Origin of the sequence: Pseudomonas sp. W5-01 (genome assembly GCF_046540435.1) — a bacterium.
In the GTDB taxonomy this organism is placed as follows: Bacteria; Pseudomonadota; Gammaproteobacteria; order Pseudomonadales; family Pseudomonadaceae; genus Aquipseudomonas; species Aquipseudomonas graminis_B.
The window spans coordinates 38396-56038 of the sequence record NZ_JAXCIP010000014.1; the positions used below are offsets into that span (position 1 = coordinate 38396).

Genomic DNA, 17643 nt, shown 5'->3' on the forward strand with positions numbered 1-17643 from the left:
GACGCGAAGTGACCATCCTCACGCGCCCGGTCGGCGATCCTTCGGGAACGCCTGCCGGGTGGCTTGCAATCATTGACGGGCGTAGGCCCCTAGATTTCTGTCGCACGAGGACGCAGCCACTGTGCCCTTTCAACAAGTCGAAAGTTGTTTTGGCCGATTCTCTCCGAATGACCACACCCGAATGAGCGAAATCCATGCTCATGAAAACCTGGTTTCCTGCGATATGCCGATGGGTTTGCTACGTCGAAGACTCAGTTTTGCTGCATGAATTTGCTTTTTCATGCAGTCCGGAATATCGTAACAGGGAATTTTTTCGCAGGTTCGAGGGTGTAATGGCCGTGGATCTATCAGGAATGCGCAAGCTGTACCGGACTGGTGCTCTGAAGAATGCCTTCATCGCCCCTGCGCCTATGGAACCTGGTGGTTGGATTCTTCTGGTTGATCGAGACGATGGATCGCAGGAGTACATGGCCGTTGCGCGTACTGATCGCTACAAGATCTATAAGAGCCTTGAAGCGGTAGTTGCGGACGTTGAGCGTGTAGGTTTTAACGAGGCGAAACTCAAAGTGGCATAACAGAATCGCAGAAACCAAAAAGCCCGGCTGGTAACCGGGCTTTTTGGACAATCCAGAACAGGTCCTTCAACTTTCGACGGTAGAGACCTGTTCTCCACACATTTGGTGAGCCGATTATGGCGCGCACTGCGGCTTCGTGCAAGTTGCAGAAAGCTAATAATCACTAGCTCGCCGCTGAACGGCGCTTATCTGATCATGATTAAAACAAAGATCGACCTAACGGATCCAAAACACACGGTCGTCCCCTCGGATTTCACCCCCCCTCTCCCCCCAACGTTTCCCCCATCGTCTGAACCTCGGCGTTTTGGCGGTGAGGCATGAAGCGCAATCTAACTGTTGTAAAACTCAATCCTGCTGACCCTCATTCCGCCCTGCGTAGATCCGCCCGGCAAATGCCGGCACGCTATGCCACTGTTCGTCACCTCACTGAAAAGCAACTGCGCAATCCTCTGATCCGTTCGGCCTACGAGCGACTGAGCAACATGGTCGCCTACCGTGGCCAGTACCTGCGCGAACTGGATTCAGTGCATGGCGATCGGCGTACCCGCGTCGAGGTCTTTCAGGCGATCGAGCGCGTAGCCGAGCAGCTGCTGGTGCGCCTGGATCTGGCCAACAGTGTTCTGGGCTACATCGATCCCGAAAACGGCCGCTACGTCCTTAACACCCAGCGCAACATCGCCGAGGACGCCGGCACTATCTCAGCGCCGGCGCTGTGCCGTTTGTTCAAAACCCTAGAAGCTGCCGGCTACGTCTACCGCCGCATCGAGCGCATACGCCTCGACGAAAAGGACGAATACGGGCTGCACCTGGTGCGCACCCGCGTGCTCATCCGGTTTACCAAGCAGTTCTGGGCCGATCTAGGCCTGCGCTACGTCTATGAGCGCGTGCAGAACGCAGCCAAGAAGCGCCGCGATGTGCAGTTGCGCGAGATTGGTCAGCGCCGCATGGCTGAAATCGAACGTCATTCCCTGGATCTGCAGCGCCGCACGATCTCTCGCAAGCGCTGGCAGGCCAAGGAAGCCCGTGACGCACGTGATCCAGCGCAAGCGCAGCTAGCCCTGCCGCAACAGGCTGCAGCTGCTGCAAAACTGCCTGAGCCCGACATTCTTCCCGAACGTATGACCGGTCACCAAGCGCTGAAGGCCATTGGCGCCATGCTCACCCGGAAACCCGCCGGCAGCTGATTCGCTGGTGATCTGATCGGCAGAGCTACGTCCCCACTCGGGAACCGAGCGGGAGGGCTGTAGATGCCTGCACCTTTTCTCGTATCTGCTCACGCGGAGGCTTACGCTCGCCTGTAATTCGAGCCGAAACATGCTGGTGATCGAGCTGTGCTCAGTTGATGAAAAAAGCGCTGCGCAGAGCGTCGATTTGCCCCCCAGTCGAGCCCTTTTAGAGAGGTGGCCACGCAGGAGCAGGCACCGCCTGTGGATGATTTAGATTAGATGGAATTTTATTCCCCCTCCAGTTAACCCCTTCGGGATTAAAAAGAGCTTTCCGAGGTGAAACACCTCGAACAGCAGTAATGCACCGCGCACTTCGTGCCTTCGGCACGGCGCGGTAACGCTGCCTCAAGATTCAAAGAAAGCCCGTCTAAGCGGCCCAGGGCGATAAAGCTGCCCTGCCCTGGCCTACGGCCACCCTGCGGGCGCTAAGACCCGGATAAATCGCCCCCGACCGGCAAGCCGGCCGAGTGCTCAACCGGGCGCGTGTGCGCGCTGGCTTATGAAAGGAACACTAACCACAAATGCCGCTATGTGCCTTCGGTGAAGGCATGCATTTTGAGATTTCAGTTCCCTCTAAAGTCATAGATGCCAAGGGTCTGATCCAGTACGCAGCTTCAAATAAACTATCACCTAGAAGCTGAAAACCCCCTGTAAACACTCGGCCATTCATCAAATTTGGTTGACATAGTTATTATGAAGATCGACTATAGACGCGAGCGCGAAACCAGTGGCCTTCAGCGGCAATGACTGGCGTAGGAACCCCGGCGATGGCTGAACATCGGCGTAGGGTGAGACCTCCACACCCCTGCTTGAGGGCGTGAAAATGAATATCAAGCATACCTTCAAGGGCTACTGTGATCAGTAGCCCTTTTCTTTGTCCGCTAGACAAGACTGTAACGCCTATACAGCAGCTCTCCGTGGCGATGCTTGTTGAGCGATTTGGCGTCGGTGTGCATAAAATTCCAAAGCGTCTGACCGTCTATGATTGCCACACTGACAAGCATTTGACGCTTTGACTCATACGCTCCGATGAACGCCAAGCGATCAGTACCATCTGTGAAGGCGACCCTCCACACCTCCAGTGGACCAGTAAGCGTGTCCAAAGCCAGCCTGACGTATCGTTCACGCGCATCCATCCGCTTCTCAACGATGTGGTACAGACTGCCTCGGCGGATGGCCACTTCGCCTAAAGGTGTTTCCACCGTTAAAGAAGAGATCGCGGCATCAATGAACCCAAGATGATGCGCAGTAACCTGGATAGCATCCTCATGACTGGTGGCCGCTACGACCTCTTCGATTGCTTGCGTGCGCATCTCACGCGGTAACGTACGCAAATCGGGTAGGTTGTTGTCCAGCCAAGTGGGTTGGCCTTTGACTTCTGAAATACTGGATGCTGGCACAGTGTCCGTGCTCAAACGTCGGCGCTCTAAAATGGGTGGTTGGACGATCATTGTGCCACGCCCAAAAAAACGTGTTTCGCACTCATGAAGAATGGCGGCCTCAGCTGACAGTCCTTCCGTGTACCAACGCGTTCAGCTTGGCGGGTTGTTCGTCGAGAATGAGCGCTGGCATCTTGTCGCGCTGTAAAGCTCTAATGTACTGTACACGCATACAGTTAATTGAGCTTCGTCCCATGGCAAAGGCATCCGCGCCTCGACCTCCAACGTCCTACGAGCTGCTAGCAATCAGGCTCCAGAAGGCAGTTAACAACCCTATGTCGCAGAAGCGCAAATACGCGATTTTGGAACGTTTGCCTGACGACTGCGCGGACGATTGGTCGCAGATCCTCGAAGAGCTGGATGATGCCGATAACGTGACGGTGGCCCATCGGGATGATGGAGGTGTCCAGGTGTTCTGGACGGTTGTTAAAGACGACTGACGCGAGACTTTTTTTCGGCCCGCCCTGTGCGGGTTTTTTTTCCACCTGATGCAGGGTTACGGCACGGCTTATTCGATTTTGAGACAGCTGCAGGAAGGAGCCAGCAAGATGCCGCTCTACTCTTTCCAGGTGCCTGCCGGTTTCCCCTCCCCAGCGGCCGATCACATCGAGAAGCATCTGTCGCTTGATGAGCTGTTCGAGATTCGGGCGCCGCACGTGTACCTGGTGAAGATCGAGGGCGACAGCATGGAAGGTGCCGGGATCTTTACTGGCGACCTGGTGATCGTCGACCGTAGTCGGTACGCAGAGCATGGCGATATCGTCATTGCTGCATTGAACGATGAGCCCGTATGCAAACGGCTCTACATGCGCGACGACCATGTGATGCTGCAGTCGGAAAATTCTCGGTACCCGGCTCGACACGTTATGGAATGCGACGAGCTGGCCATCTGGGGTGTGGTTCGCTACAGCATTCGCGATCATGAAAAAACTTGAGCCTGTCTTTGCGCTGATCGACTGCAACAGCTTTTATGCGAGCTGCGAGCGTGTGTTTCGTCCGGACCTGGCCAAGGTCCCGATCGTCGTCCTGAGCAACAACGATCTGAGGGAGCAAACTGTTAGTTAGAGCCGGGGGAGCTTAAGCCTGCTCTGGACCTCGCTCCACTGAGCTTTCACAACTCAACGCTGATCGAGCCGGGTGGTGTAGCTTTGGCTCGTTAGGTAACGCCTTATGGTCTACTCAGAGTCTGTTGGCACTTGCCTAACCAGTGGCAGAACGCCCGATTGAATCGGCCACACGCTGACCCAGTTGCGCTGGCTGCGTTCGGTCCTGCTACAAAGACCGGCATCACGGATCGTGCCTGTCTGAACATTTTTCTTATTTATCCTCAACCGCCTGTCGTAAGCATTACGATCGCCTTTTAGAATTGCCGACCGATGCCGAATCAGACTAGGTAGGCCCTCGTTTTCGGGTAGGTCCGATGCGATGGCACAGGGATGTGGCAAGCCGCAAAAAACTCCGGGTGATCCCCCGGAGCAGGTTGTCCTCCCTTTTGAGATCCCCATATGTCGAAATCCCTCAGATTGCAGATCCTCGCGCTGCTCAGCGGCAGCCTCGTGCTGGTCGTGCTGATTGCCCTTGCGTGTTTCCAGTTCCTGTCCAGCAACGTACACGCCTATCGCGGTCTGCTTGAGGGGCCGTTGCACGCCTCGCAACTGGTCGATCAGGCCAACCTGCAATTTAAGGTTCAGGTGCAGGAATGGAAAAACGTGCTGTTGCGCGGCAAGCAGCCGGCCGATCGCGATAAATTCTGGGCGCAGTTCGAAGACCACGAACGTCAGGTGCAGGACACGCTCGGGCAATTGAGCGCCATGAATGGCCTTGATAGCGCGACCAAGACCCAGGTCGATGCCCTGCGCTCCGAGCACCGTACATTGGGTGCCGCGTATCGCACGGGCCGTGACGCCTACATCGCTTCCGGTGATGACCCGGTCGCCGGTGACTTGGCCGTGAAAGGCGTCGACCGCGCGGCCAGCGAGCAGATGACCGACCTGGTGGCGGGTCTGCGCAAACAGAGTGACGAACAGTCGAAAATCCTTAGCAGCACTGCCGACCAGACCATCCTGATCGGCACGCTGTTCATGCTCGCCTCGGCGTTGCTGGTCGGCGTGCTGACGCTGTGGGTGGTCAACCGCAACATCGTCGCACCGATCAGCATGCTCATCGAATATGTTGCGCAGTTGAGTCAGGGCAAGTTCAGCGGCCGTGTCAGCATCACCCGCCAGGATGAACTGGGGCGTCTGGCCGTTGCGGCCAATACCCTGCGGGATTTCCTCGCCGACACCTTCACCCGCCTCAAGCGCAGCACCACTGACCTGGACAGTGCCGGCGGCGAGCTGAAAGCGATTGCCGCGCTGATGGCCCAGGGCACCCACGAGCAGTTCGAGCGCACCGACCAGGTGGCGACGGCGATGACCGAAATGTCCGCCACGGCCCAGGAAGTTGCCCGCCATGCGGCCCAGGCTGCACAGGCCGCTGACGAAGCGGACCGCAGTTCCCAGGAAGGCAGCAAGGTCATGGGCGCGACCATCACCGCCATCACCCAGATGCGCACCGAAATCAGCAACACCGCCAATGTCATTCGCCGTCTGGAAACCGACAGCGGGCGGATCGGCAAGGTGCTGGAAGTGATTCGCGGCATCGCCGAGCAGACCAACCTGCTGGCGCTGAACGCGGCCATCGAAGCGGCCCGTGCCGGCGATGCCGGGCGCGGTTTTGCGGTGGTCGCCGATGAAGTGCGCACGCTGGCCCAGCGCACGGCGGCCTCGACGGCGGAAATCAACCAGATCATCAGCTCGGTGCAGACCGGCGCCGTTGACGCTGCGCTGGCCATTGAAAGCGGACAGGCACGCAGTCAGGAAAGCGTCGATCAGGTGGCGCTGGCAGGCTCCTCGCTGGAACGCATTACCAGTGCCGTGGAAGCCATCCGTGACATGAACCGCCAGATCGCGACGGCGGCGGAAGAGCAAACGTCCGTGGCCGAAGACATCTCCCGCAACCTGACGGAAATCACTGCCATTGCCACCACCAACCAGGACAACGTCCAGCGCACGCAAACCGCGAGTCAGGATCTGCATGTGTTGTCGGCGGGGTTGAACGACGTGATTTCGCGGTTAGGTAACTAATACGGGTCGACGATGGCAAACGCGTCATTTTCTGCCGTGGGAACCATGGCAGACTTTTCAACAGATCAGTCGGTTGCCGCCGCTGGTAGACGCGTTCGTATGGTGACATTTCTATGCTAGACGAGGTGAATGGTGTAAAAGCGTTAGTAGAAAGTAATCCTCTAAAATCAGGTACCTAGATACGCCTAACAGTTAAGATCATTCAGATACAACGATGGCTGTGTGATTGCCCGTAGTTACGATGCCAAACCATTCGTGAAGATGGGCGCGCCGTATTTTCAGATCAAGGATCTGCTGCGCCGGCACGGCATCGTCGCGTTTAGCAGCAACTACGCGTTGTACGGCGATATCTCCGAGCGAGTGATGAGCGTCATCGAGTCGATGGTGCCGGATTCGGAAACCTACAGCATCGATGAAAAATTTGCCGACCTGACCGGCATATCGGGCGACCTAACCCAGTTCGGGCGGCAGATCCGCAGCAAGGTGCTGATGCACACCGGCATTCCCGTGGGTGTGGGGATCGCGCATACCAAGACCCTGGCCAAGCTGGCCAACCACACCGCCAAGAAGCTGCAGAACCAAACCGGCGGCGTTGTAGACATCTGCGACCCGGCTAAGCGCGACTGGGTGCTAAAGCGCTGCGACGTCGGAGATGTCTGGGGTGTCGGCAAACGCATGAAGGCTCACCTAGAAGCCATGGGCATCAAGAAGGCCATGGACCTGGCCCAGGCTGACCCAACAATGCTCGGCCGTAAGTTCAGCGTGGTGATCGAGAAGACTGCCCGTGAGCTGGCCGGCGTGTCGTGCCTGGAGCTGGCTGATGCTGAACCCCCAAAGCAGGAAATCTGCTGCAGTCGGATGTTCGGCAAGCGGTTGAGTGAGATTGAGCCTATTCGCGAAGCGGTGGCCACCTACATGCAACGCGCAGCGGAGAAGCTGCGCGCGCAGAACTCGCTGTGCAAGAAGGTCCGCGTCAGCATCCGCACCGGCATGTTCAACCCCGACGAAGCCAAGTACGCCAATGGCGCACTGGTGGAACTGCCCTACCCTACCAACGACGTGCGGCTGATGACCAAGGCCGCGGTCCAGGCGCTGGATCGTTTGTTTCGTCCTGGTTATCGCTACAGCAAGGCCGAGGTGCTGCTGATGGATCTGCGTCAGCCAGGTGAATTCACCGACGATCTGTTTGCCCAGGTCCAGCCGGCGACGGCCGATCGCATCATGGGCGTGCTCGATGAAATCAACGAGCGTTGGGGCCGTGGCACGCTGCGCGCTGCAAGTGTGCCGGCGGATCCGGACTGGGCGATGCGACGAGAGCTGATGAGTCAGAGTTTCACCACTCGCCTCGATCAGTTGTGGATTGCAAAGGCCAATTGATCGATCACCGTCTGGCTTGTGCCCTGCAGCGCTCGCTGAAGTCTTTGGCGCTGAGCCTTACGATCAGTGCAAGCTCAACTTGCGCACCAAAAAAAGCCCCACTGCTTTGCGGCGTTGGGGCTTTTTTGTGTCTGGTTATTCTGCCTCTTGTAGATCGCGCGGCATCGTTGGCGGCGACTGATAGTCGGTCATTACGGGAGGCAGGTTTTGCGTATCCGCCGCGTTCATAATCTGATTCACGACCTCGCGCGCGTTGCCGTTGGCTGCGACCCACACATCTTTTCGGTAGAGCCACACGCTCGCGATCGCGTCGTTCTTGTAGCGGCACACCCCCCAGCGCTTCCCGTCTATTTTTTTGATGTCGCAATCGACCTTGATATTTACGCGATCGCTGAGGCGCTCGAGCGCGTGCTCGTCTTTTTTAATCATGTCGTAGACAAAGAACGCCACGAGGGCAACGGCGACGGCGCCGATAATTACAGGCTTTGCTTTCATGCTGCGCGGATCTCCATAGGTGAAGGTGCGCAGGTTAGCAAAAAGCCCGCTCGGTGGGCGGGCTTGTGGCGTGGTCTCTCGGACGATCTTCTGTCCGTGTCCAACTATAACGACTATTAAGCAGGTCGAAAAGGATCCTCCCCTCCCCTGCGTTTGTTCAGGCCGTGCAGTTAATAATTGCTAATTCATATTTATTAATTACTATTAATTAAGGCCCAAATAGGCCTATTCTTCGCTTGCAAATAGGCCCATATGGGCCTATTATGTCTTCGTTGGTGGCACGCAGAGAGCCACTCGAACCTGAGGAGGCTAGCCGTTGCCACCGCGAGGAACGAGATGAGACTTTCAGATGTAGCGACCATTCGGACGGATTTTCCAGAAGCTCATTTTTGGATTACCCGCCGGGGCTCAGCGGATCGATGTGGAGCGCCAGTACGAGAGTTCAATCCTGAACACATCGGCATACTGGTGAACCGTGTAGACATCCTTCTCCCTGACTTCCTTTTCTACTCATTGGTGCATGTGCATCAATCTGGTTACTGGAAAAGGTTAGCAACAGGGACGCTGAGTTTGGTCAACATCCGTGTTTCAGACGTTCAGCGGATCGAGCTGTCGCCACGGTAAGGGGAGGGGCCTCACGGCCCCATTCTCTGATGCTGCGGAAAACGAGCCGAGTTAATTAGTAATTAGTAATTAGTAATTAGTAATTATGAATAGCGAGCTGATGGAGGAGGATATGAAAATTGACTTACCGGACATACCAGGGCAACAACGGTTGATCTTCGAGATGGCTACCCAAGAGGCCATGAAGCAGCTTGAGGCTAATCTAAAAGCTCCGCACCTGCCCAGTCAGCACGAGATAGATGAGTCGTTGTATTCGCGGGCACACCTACTGCGCAAGCACGAGGGGTGGGAACCCCCGCATCCTGAGGTCGTGCGGGCATATTTTCGCCATTTTCAGTCGCACTTCGAGGCCTACGACACGGACAAGAAATTGGCCAGCTTACTCAAGCTAGCGTCTGATCGGAGAATTCGAAAATTTAAGGAAGGTAGCCAAGACATACCGTATGAGATCTGGCGAAATTTCCTGATTTTGACTGGCCGGGTGCCACAGGAAATCGTGAAGGTCATTGCCTTCATGGGATGAGAAAGATCGAGAAAAGTGCCGGGGAATGGCAGCAACCACCCCCAGCGTGAACACAATTAAACCTGGTGGAAAAATCATGCCCGACGTGAAATGTATCACAGCGCGCCCTTTACTGCTGCGCGAACTCACCAACCCCAAATACCGCTACTGGCTCAAGCAATATGCCGGTGAGATTGCCCCTGCCTGCGTCGCTGAAGCGTTGATGTCGATGTTGGACAAAAGCCGGGCATTTGCTAATATTAATTAATATTTAGTAATTCACAATTGTGAATTAATATTCAGAGGCTTGTATGGGCGATATCGTAATCGTTGGTGGAAATAAGGGCGGCGTTGGCAAGACCACAACCGCGGTCAATTTGTCAGTCGGATTGGCAATGGAAGGTAAAGACGTGTGCCTGGTCGATGCAGATCCACAACGAAGCGCGTCGAAGTGGTACGCCGAACGCGAGGCGTCAAACATCACGCCTAAAATTACCCTGCTGGAAAAGCGAGACAACATCACGGTCACTTTGAGGACGCTGAGTGAGAAATTCGATTACGTCATTGTGGACGTAGCTGGAAGAAACTCGCGTGAGCTCATCACGGGCGCCGTTGTCGCGGACGTCATCATTGCTCCTAACCAATGCAGCCAGCTTGACCTGGACACGCTTGGCGAGCTGCAGGAACAGGTACTGAGGTGCCGGGATCTGAACCCAAACCTCAAGACGTTCGCCTACCAATCCATGGCGTCGCCGAACCCGTCAGTCCGAAAAACGGAGCGGAAGGAGTTTCTGGAATTTCTCTCTGAGTTTCCTGAAATTCAACCCCTAAACTCAGTCGGGTTTTACCGAAAAGCCTATAAGGATTCGATTCCATTTGGGACGTCAGTGTTAGAAGGGAAAAATCGTGATGCCGCTAACGAAATCAAAGAGCTTCTGAACGAGGTGTTCCATGGCCGTTAAGAAATCGAGCGAAACGGCTACTAAGAAAGCGAATGTTAGCCAGGAAGAATCGGAGCGTTTAGCGAGTGAGCTGGCCGATAAACCTTATGGCTCCCAGCCTCAAGTGCGGGCTCCCGACAAAAGGAAAGCCGTTCCCATTTCGGTGAGTTTGCCTCCCAGCATGATTGAACAGATCGAGGACGTTGTGCGCGCAAACAAGCGTGGAGGAATGCCTAACAGAACGGTCAGCGCCCTCATCAGAAGCGCTTTAGAGGCCCAGGGATTTAAAGCGCAGTGAGTATCCATGCTGATGGTTAATAATTAATAATTGTTGGTTATTAATTAGTAATTCTGCTTGCGACGGTAGGTTATGGGCTGATATTGGTAAGTCAGGGGAGGGAAGATCTTTGGACGATCCAGATGATCTATATCGCGAGTTCAACGCTGAAGCAGAGGCATATCAGCAGGAAGTGAAAAGGATCGAGCAGGAGCGTCGAGTCACTTCATTGTTGCAAATGCTCGAGGCCGTGGCCGGAGAAGACGGTTCTGCTGCGGATGACGATTGGATGGAGTCAATCGACCCCCTCTACTCGTTAACCATTGTTGATCGGGCAAACGTTGGGACACATCAAAGATGGGCTGCATTTGAAGACCGGCACCCCAAGCTGAAATCGATCCCGGCCTCGGAACGAGCCGAGTTAGCAAAGCAGGCTTATCCAGGTGAAAGCTGGAGCGAGCTTTTGTACCGGCTTGGTTATTCCAAACAAGGCAGATCGAAGTCCTAACGTGTTCAAGTGGAGCGCAGTGGCAAGGTCTGTTGTATGTATGACTTATAGGAAACGTGCCATGAGCAACCCACGCAAGCAGCGTAAAGACCAGATTGAATCGGAGCGATTGGCAGTCGCCAATAGATGGTATTGGCGCTGGCTTCCGAACCGTAGCTGGCAGGCGATCATGTTTGTTGGCATTGGTACAGCGGCCATGATTTTGATCGTCAGTTGGGCGCGAGGTCTACCGTTTGACTTGAACATCCGTGCAGCGGTTGTGGCTGTCCTTTGGTTGTTCTTTACAGCGCTGGTTTACGCCAGAGAGAGAGCGCTGGCCCATTTGTCCAGGTAACGAGGAAAACTACGATGCCGATGATCCCGCTTTGTCTTTGCTGTGATCGCTGCAGTACGCAGCAGCCAACGGCCAGAAGCTACACGACGGCCGGCGTTTGCTACACCTTGTGCGATCCCTGCCGTGAAGAGTTTGATCGCCCAGCGACGCAGGATCGTCCACGTGATCAACGTGATATCTCACTCGATTGGCTGTTCTGAGGTAGGAAAGAAGGCCATGAATGAACTGAAGAAAACTGCACTGATTGTGGCTCTGCAGTCTGCCGATTGGTCCAGTACCAGCCCCGACAACAAAGCTTTGATCCAGGCTGCGATCTACGAGCTGGCTGGCATAGCTGTTAAACCTTCCAGTCCATTGATTGAGCTGTCAAAGGTGGAACAAATGGCCGCTTACTACGAAGCCCCGAAAGCGTTCTTTGACTGGCTGGATTTGATGCGAGGGATCGAGCTGGACATTGTAGACGGGGCAGCCGCTGAGTAATCGAGGAAAAGTTTTTATGACAATGACTGACCCACTACAAGCACTCATTAGTCTCCAAGCTGAAATTCGCAAGGGAATGCCCACGCACCCCACGGAAAATTATCCTTCAGTTCGGGTCGTGGTTGATGAACAGAACGGACATGCCAGGTACACCTATGCCCGGATCGAACATGGCCGAGTTAAAGCAATGGCTATGTTCGTCAGCGTGGACCAGATCGAGGGCGAAGGATGCTTTCAGGTGGGCTATGCAGTGCCGGAAACGTACCGGGGAAGAGGCTGGGCTGTTGAGGTACTTCAGCAAGGGCTGGATGAACTCAGCAAAGGTCTCGCGCGGTTTGGTGTAACACAGTTCTATCTTGAGGCTGTGGTAGGAACTGCCAACGTAGCTTCCATTGGGGTCGCAAAACGGTTCTTTTCTACAAGCCCAATCGCTACGACCGATAACGTCTCCGGTGAGCCTGCTCTAGCGTTCACTCGACTCATAAAGTGTTGAAGGAAAAAACGTGAGTCAAGAGCATAAGCGAATCGATCGGGAACAACTGCCATCCGACTATCCTACTCACCGGCATTCGAGCGAGTTCTGGGAGAATCTGGGTCGGGCCGTGGCCACCTACGGCTTCCTGGAGGAAGTTTTGGGTCGTGCCATCTTCGCTCTGTCTGCGACGCGTGAGTATGGCCACGATGAGCTTGAGCAAGCGTATAGCAAGTGGCCTGGCCAACTTGAGCGGGCTTTGTTCGATCCTCTCGGAAACTTCATCCGTGAATATGACGAAGTGCTGAAAAATCACCATAAGCTGCCAGTCAATAATCCTGAGCAGTTGATTGGGGATCTGGGGCGTGCTGCCAAGTTGCGTAGCGTGCTGTGCCATGGTTCCTGGCAGGTGCCGGACGGCGAAGGCAAGTCGCTGCCAATGTTCGTCGATAAAAAACTGAACATCTTCGCGACGCCCATTGATATTGCCTACCTGCAGCAGGTCCGCGACCACGTGGCCGGCTTGGCGTGTGAGGTTATCGAGTCCGTCAGCAGTATGGGCCTGCAGTTTCCCGGATCGGCCGGTCCGGGCGGGGTCATACTGCAGCCGTAGTCTGCGGGAAAGATTGAGGGAAACGACGCCATGAAGATCGGCCAGCGGGAAGACCGAGAGCGATCAGCGCTGCACACACCTCAATACTTCACCCTGAACGTGGGTGAATCCTCTGGCCGGTTCTGCCGGCGATCGTAGATCCGCGTCGTGCTGATATTGGCGTGGCCCAGCCAGGCCTGCACCTTGGCGATATCCGCCTCGTGCTCCAGGGCATTGGTTGCTGCCGTTGCGCGTAGTCCGTGTACGCCCAGTCCCGCAACCTCTATCCCTGCAGCCTTGGCATAGTGCCCCACCACCGCATAGATGCCATCGGCGCTGATCCCTGCGCCCGTTGTGCGGCCGCGCAGCGGGTGGAAGAGGGGAGTCTTGCCGTCCTGCTGATCAAGGCCGGACGCTTCCAAGTAGATGTAGATGCGTTCAGCGGCCACCGGATGCAACGGCAGAAAGCGCAGCTTGCCGCCCTTGCCGTGGATGCGCAGGTGCTTGATGCCTCGACGCTCCTGCAGGTCGGCGAGCATCAGCTGCGCAGCCTCTTCGCGGCGTAGCCCGTGGTACAGCAGCACCGCCAGAAGCGCCCGATCGCGCTTGCCTTTGAGCGTGTCCGGATCTGGCGCATCGAGCAGGGCTTTAGCCTGGTGATCGTAAGCGTCCGGTAGATACACCTTGACCACACCATTTTCCCCTCGGTGACCTCGTAAGCCTAGGGTCGCTCATCGCCGCCTCGTACGTAAGGTGATTATGGCAAGCGGAGCATGCAGGCGCGGAGATGGAAGTCTGAAGGGTCAAGACACAAGCGAAGTAATGGTTTGGTTCACGACAGCCGTGCCGGGGCCGTGAGCGTCAACCTAGATTCCTAGAAGTATTTCAACCGCCGCCGTCACAACTTGATTTTTAGATAATCTCTGAGATCGGCCATCGCTTACAGTGCCATAGACAACAGCTACAACACCACTGCCTCGGCCATAGCCGAGGCACATTGATCACCAAAATACAGCTCGCCTGCGACAGCAACGGCTTCCCGGTGACCGTCATGCTGTCGCTCGGTACAAGCTGGCGAACAGCTTCAAAGCCATAGTTGCACGAGCCTGAATCAAGAAATGCTTGCAGGCTGATTGTTTGGACGAAATCTAGCTCAAGAAGGTTTCCAACGATCTACCTCGCAGCTCGGCCCTGTAGCGGTTGGGATGGAGATCAACTCTATCAACGAGCCCCATGGCGCTCGGACATAATGCATAGAATTGCCTGTTCCTTTTTCGATACCAAAAAGTGCGTTCGGCCCGCGAAGCGGAGTACCTCCTGCAGCCAAGACACGATGGAGCACCTGGGCAAGATCATCACAGTAAACGGCGAAGTGCTGAAGCCCCATGGAGCCTATTCCATCGACGCCCGGTGCTGCACCTTCGATCTCAAACAATTCGATGTTGGCACCTTCACCGAGACGAATCATGCGAGTCGCCACGATTCTTTGCTCTTCTTTCAGCGCTACCGTTGCGGCAAGTTCTTCGGGGGGGCGACGCGGTTGGCCATCGACCACTGTGTCGTAGACGATAGCTGCATCGAAGGCCTCGTGAAAGAACCGGGTTGCTGCCTCGATGTCTGGAACCGTTATGCCTATATGATCTATGCCACGTACATTGCTAGACATTCAGCATTCCCACCTATGGTCGACCCAAGAAGGAGTTGATCAAAGGGTTCAACGCTGGAGCGCACTCCTCTGGAACCCAATGGCCGCAATCTGGCAACACGTGCGATTCAACGTTAGTGGCGTAGCGGCGGATGTTCTCAGGCTGCTGAGCACCGAACCCGCCGTTACCCCCACCGCCAACCGCGAGTACAGGCATTGTCAGCTTAGTAGCCACCAGCTTCTCGTTCTGCTTAATCGATTGGGGAAGCGCACGATAATATTCAAATGCATGGTGGAAGGTCTGGGGCTTAGAGTATGACCGCACGTAACGGTCTACCAGTTCGTCAGTGAACACCGCTTGGTTGCTGGCATGGTGACGAATGAAATGCGTCAGAAACAATCGCTCGTTTCCTTTGACCATTGCGTCGGCCAGCTGACCGGAGGCTGCGAAGAAACTGTGATGCCATCCAGGTGCCTCCCCGGTCGCGACGAAGGCTGGCAGCGAATAGAGAGTGTCGTCAGGAATGGTCGCTTCGATGAACGCAGCCTTCACGATGTCCCCAGGATGGCGGGCAACCATTGGGTAGCTGTTCCAGATACCAATATCGTGGGCAACAAGGTAGAAGGGCTTGTCCGCACTGATCCGCTTGGCAAGCTTGTGCAGATACTCCGAAACATCCACTCCAGTGTAAGTAGTTTTCGGCGGCGCTGACAGGCCAAGACCTGGCAGGTCTACTGCTACGACCGTATAGCGTTCTGCGAGTTGCGGCATGAGGCTACTCCACTCATACCATGTCTGGCCGAAGCCGTGGACAAGCATCACAAGGGGGCCTTTGCCGCCACGTACGAAATGCAACTTCCCACCGTCAACAGTCTCGTAGGCGCTGGTAAAACCTTCGGGTGTCGGAAACTCTGCCTGTTGGGCGCTGACAGCTGGAGGCGGTGCAGGATTGATCTGTGCTGCGTTGGCCTGAGTTACACCCATAGCGAGCGCAGCAACGGCTAGTGCAATTGCGTGGAGCTTCATATTTTTCACCTAGTGGGACGATAAATGATTGGGCGATCAGCGATCTTGTTGAGCGCGACTACCGGGAGGAAAGGCATAGCGACGTGCTGCCAGTGCTATCACAAAAGCTAGCAGTGCGAGAATGGCGACAGCGGGCGGCAGCATGGACGTACCACCTTGCGTAAGGAGAGCTCCGCCAACAGCTCCGCCGGCCGCGATTGCCAGGTTCCATGCAGTTGTTACCATGGCCTGGGCTAAGTCGACGCCATCGCCGGCGGCATCAGCTGACGCTGTCTGCATCATGGCGCCCGCTCCGCCAAAACCTAGGCCCCAGACGACGGCGCTCAAATAGACCGCGATGCTCTGCTCTCCAGCGATACTCAAGAGTACAGCGGTTAATGCGAACGAACCGATCGATGCAAGCACCATCATGCGGAGCATCCGGTCAACCCAACGCCCGACTACCCATATGCCAGCAAGCGAACTTATTCCGAACGCCAGCAGGACTAGATCGACCCGCGATTGCGAGGCAGTCGAGAACGGCGCGATGTAGGTATAGAGAATGTTGTGGGCAGTCATCCAGGCCAGAATGACAAGAAGGATCGGCAGGATGCCCTTAGTTCTGATGACGCCTATGAGCGAGGGGCGGTTGTCGCCTGTTCGGCCAGGAGCATCTGGAACCTTCACCATGATCCAACCGATCAACATGACAGCAAGTGCCGATAGAATGAGGAACGATCCACGCCACCCTACCAAGCTCCCCAGGAACGTCCCCAGCGGAACACCCAGTGATAGCGCCAGGGGCACACCTACCATCGCGACCGCCATTGCCGCCCCAGTCTGTTCGGGACGTACGATGCTGCGGGCGTACCCCGCAAGTATTCCCCACGCCAATCCTGCCGCACATCCTGCTATGAACCGTGCGATCAGCACGACACCGATTGACTCAGCCATCGCGGTCAACGTGTTGCCGACAACGAAGCAGATGATCGTTGCCAGCAAGACAGGCCTACGGCGCAAACCTTGGGTCAGACTGGTGAGTGGGATTGCCGCCAACAGCGATCCAAGTGCGTATATCGCGACAAGCTGCCCTGCAATAGCTTCAGAGATCTGAAGGCCAGAGGCGATGCTGGGCAACAAACCGGCGGGTAGTGTCTCAGTGACGATGCATAGAAAGCCTGCGGCGGCTAGGCCAGCCAGTGCCGCGATGGGTAGTCCGGAGTTCCTGGCAGTAGCCTCGTTGGACAGGCTTTGAGATGGGGAGGGCTGCATGATTTTCCTCGCGATTGGCGTAGTGGCTGCCGTGCAGAGCGCAACCTGACGGCATGGATATTTACGTTATCTCCCACTATAGTATTCATAAGCCCCAGAGTAAACGGATTATGTAATGGTCATTAACGTAAATAAGCGAGCCCGTGGGCGACCGCGTGAATTCGTCCTTGAGGACGCCATCCAGGTCGGGCAGCATCTGTTCCACGAGCACGGCTATGAGAACGTCAGCGTCGCATCGCTGACAGAAGCGATAGGGATTACTCCGCCGAGCTTCTATACGGCTTTCGGCAGCAAGGGCGCGTTTTTCAACGATGCTTTGAGGCATTACTCCGCGACTGTTGTGCCACTCGACACCTTTTTGATCCCAGACAAATCACCGCAGACCGTACTGAGGGACATGCTTAGGGCTGCGGTGCATGCATACGCCGCCCACCCGAACCGCCGAGGTTGTTTTATTCTGGAGCATGCGAAGGCCGGAGCCACTGAGTCGGGAATAGCTGCTAAGCAAATCGCAGACGAGAATCGTGCAAAAGTGATGGCGTTTCTCGAAGCATCTGGCATCTCCGCTGCTAGCCAAGTTTTAGACTATGTCTCCGCGACCATGCTTGGCCTGTCGGCTGCGGCGAAGGAGGGTTGGGAGGAAGAGAGGCTGATTGCAGTTGTGGAGACCACCGCGGTAGGCCTAGGCCAAATAATAGGCAGCGCCAGGGATATACCTGAAGAATCTTCCTAATACTTCCACGCACGAGGATT

The 17643-nt window shown here is 55.8% G+C and carries 21 protein-coding genes and 3 pseudogenes; 18 read left to right on the plus strand and 6 right to left on the minus strand.

Features of this window, described 5'->3' with window-relative positions; all coding sequences use genetic code 11:
- Positions 1-194: 194 nt before the first annotated feature.
- Positions 195-575 carry a hypothetical protein gene (locus SLW75_RS27070; RefSeq protein ID WP_410935947.1) on the plus strand — a complete coding sequence of 127 codons (381 nt, stop codon included), beginning with the start codon at positions 195-197 and terminating at the stop codon, positions 573-575.
- Between the two features lie 392 nt (positions 576-967).
- Entirely contained in the window at positions 968-1759 is a 792-nt protein-coding gene (locus SLW75_RS27075) for a hypothetical protein (protein WP_410935980.1), read from the plus strand.
- A gap of 923 nt (positions 1760-2682) precedes the next feature.
- Here the strand turns inward: SLW75_RS27075 and SLW75_RS27080 are convergent.
- Positions 2683-3252 (minus strand): PBECR2 nuclease fold domain-containing protein, encoded by a 570-nt coding sequence (locus SLW75_RS27080; RefSeq protein ID WP_410935948.1) that lies wholly within the window; start codon positions 3250-3252, stop codon positions 2683-2685.
- 182 nt (positions 3253-3434) lie between these two features.
- Between SLW75_RS27080 and SLW75_RS27085 the strand changes: the two genes are divergently transcribed.
- From SLW75_RS27085 to umuC, 5 genes and pseudogenes are all read left to right on the plus strand, one after another.
- Complete coding sequence (locus SLW75_RS27085) at positions 3435-3680, plus strand: DUF1654 domain-containing protein (protein WP_410935949.1); 246 nt, start codon at positions 3435-3437, stop codon at positions 3678-3680.
- Positions 3681-3728: 48 nt separating this feature from the next.
- Positions 3729-4175 (plus strand): LexA family protein, encoded by a 447-nt coding sequence (locus SLW75_RS27090; protein WP_410935950.1) that lies wholly within the window; start codon positions 3729-3731, stop codon positions 4173-4175.
- Positions 4162-4281, plus strand: a pseudogene (locus tag SLW75_RS27095) (hypothetical protein); the annotation flags it as partial. The gene SLW75_RS27090 and the pseudogene SLW75_RS27095, both read left to right, overlap by 14 nt.
- Positions 4282-4745: 464 nt before the next feature.
- Positions 4746-6365 (plus strand): methyl-accepting chemotaxis protein, encoded by a 1620-nt coding sequence (locus SLW75_RS27100; RefSeq protein WP_410935951.1) that lies wholly within the window; start codon positions 4746-4748, stop codon positions 6363-6365.
- 210 nt (positions 6366-6575) lie between these two features.
- A pseudogene (umuC, locus tag SLW75_RS27105) lies at positions 6576-7742 on the plus strand (translesion error-prone DNA polymerase V subunit UmuC); the annotation flags it as partial.
- Positions 7743-7877: 135 nt separating this feature from the next.
- Here umuC and SLW75_RS27110 read toward each other — a convergent pair.
- Positions 7878-8237, minus strand: a complete 360-nt coding sequence (locus SLW75_RS27110) for a hypothetical protein (protein ID WP_410935952.1) — start codon at positions 8235-8237, stop codon at positions 7878-7880.
- A gap of 336 nt (positions 8238-8573) precedes the next feature.
- Here SLW75_RS27110 and SLW75_RS27115 point away from each other — a divergent pair, with 336 nt between their 5' ends.
- The 10 genes from SLW75_RS27115 (at position 8574) to SLW75_RS27160 (ending at position 12988) form a co-directional block, all read left to right on the plus strand.
- Complete coding sequence (locus SLW75_RS27115; protein WP_410935953.1) at positions 8574-8861, plus strand: hypothetical protein; 288 nt, start codon at positions 8574-8576, stop codon at positions 8859-8861.
- A gap of 112 nt (positions 8862-8973) precedes the next feature.
- Positions 8974-9384 carry a hypothetical protein gene (locus tag SLW75_RS27120; protein ID WP_410935954.1) on the plus strand — a complete coding sequence of 137 codons (411 nt, stop codon included), beginning with the start codon at positions 8974-8976 and terminating at the stop codon, positions 9382-9384.
- A 25-nt stretch (positions 9385-9409) separates the two neighbouring features.
- Positions 9410-9631 carry a hypothetical protein gene (locus SLW75_RS27125; protein WP_410935955.1) on the plus strand — a complete coding sequence of 74 codons (222 nt, stop codon included), beginning with the start codon at positions 9410-9412 and terminating at the stop codon, positions 9629-9631.
- Positions 9632-9674: 43 nt separating this feature from the next.
- Entirely contained in the window at positions 9675-10325 is a 651-nt protein-coding gene (locus SLW75_RS27130) for an AAA family ATPase (protein ID WP_410935956.1), read from the plus strand.
- Positions 10315-10602: a ribbon-helix-helix domain-containing protein gene (locus tag SLW75_RS27135; protein WP_369307368.1), complete on the plus strand. Its 288-nt coding sequence runs from the start codon at positions 10315-10317 to the stop codon at positions 10600-10602. Before SLW75_RS27130 ends, SLW75_RS27135 begins: the two co-directional genes overlap by 11 nt.
- A gap of 109 nt (positions 10603-10711) precedes the next feature.
- The gene (locus SLW75_RS27140; RefSeq protein ID WP_410935957.1) at positions 10712-11089 is read left to right on the plus strand and encodes a hypothetical protein; all 378 of its coding nucleotides are present in this window, start codon (positions 10712-10714) and stop codon (positions 11087-11089) included.
- Between the two features lie 61 nt (positions 11090-11150).
- Positions 11151-11423 carry a hypothetical protein gene (locus tag SLW75_RS27145; protein WP_410935958.1) on the plus strand — a complete coding sequence of 91 codons (273 nt, stop codon included), beginning with the start codon at positions 11151-11153 and terminating at the stop codon, positions 11421-11423.
- Between the two features lie 216 nt (positions 11424-11639).
- The gene (locus SLW75_RS27150) at positions 11640-11903 is read left to right on the plus strand and encodes a hypothetical protein (protein ID WP_410935959.1); all 264 of its coding nucleotides are present in this window, start codon (positions 11640-11642) and stop codon (positions 11901-11903) included.
- 16 nt (positions 11904-11919) lie between these two features.
- Positions 11920-12396, plus strand: a complete 477-nt coding sequence (locus SLW75_RS27155) for a GNAT family N-acetyltransferase (protein ID WP_032703295.1) — start codon at positions 11920-11922, stop codon at positions 12394-12396.
- 10 nt (positions 12397-12406) lie between these two features.
- The gene (locus tag SLW75_RS27160) at positions 12407-12988 is read left to right on the plus strand and encodes a hypothetical protein (RefSeq protein ID WP_410935960.1); all 582 of its coding nucleotides are present in this window, start codon (positions 12407-12409) and stop codon (positions 12986-12988) included.
- Positions 12989-13068: 80 nt separating this feature from the next.
- Here the strand turns inward: SLW75_RS27160 and SLW75_RS27165 are convergent.
- The 4 genes and pseudogenes from SLW75_RS27165 to SLW75_RS27180 all read right to left on the minus strand — a co-directional run.
- Positions 13069-13641 (minus strand): annotated as a pseudogene (locus tag SLW75_RS27165) (tyrosine-type recombinase/integrase); the annotation flags it as partial.
- A gap of 479 nt (positions 13642-14120) precedes the next feature.
- Positions 14121-14633 (minus strand): VOC family protein, encoded by a 513-nt coding sequence (locus SLW75_RS27170; protein ID WP_122662287.1) that lies wholly within the window; start codon positions 14631-14633, stop codon positions 14121-14123.
- 13 nt (positions 14634-14646) lie between these two features.
- Entirely contained in the window at positions 14647-15639 is a 993-nt protein-coding gene (locus tag SLW75_RS27175; RefSeq protein ID WP_410935961.1) for an alpha/beta fold hydrolase, read from the minus strand.
- A 36-nt stretch (positions 15640-15675) separates the two neighbouring features.
- The gene (locus tag SLW75_RS27180; protein WP_368957481.1) at positions 15676-16890 is read right to left on the minus strand and encodes an MFS transporter; all 1215 of its coding nucleotides are present in this window, start codon (positions 16888-16890) and stop codon (positions 15676-15678) included.
- A 115-nt stretch (positions 16891-17005) separates the two neighbouring features.
- On the opposite strand from SLW75_RS27180, the gene SLW75_RS27185 reads away from it, so the two are divergent.
- A complete protein-coding gene (locus SLW75_RS27185) occupies positions 17006-17623 on the plus strand; it encodes a TetR/AcrR family transcriptional regulator (RefSeq protein ID WP_122662291.1) in 618 nt (205 codons plus the stop codon).
- Positions 17624-17643: the final 20 nt, after the last annotated feature.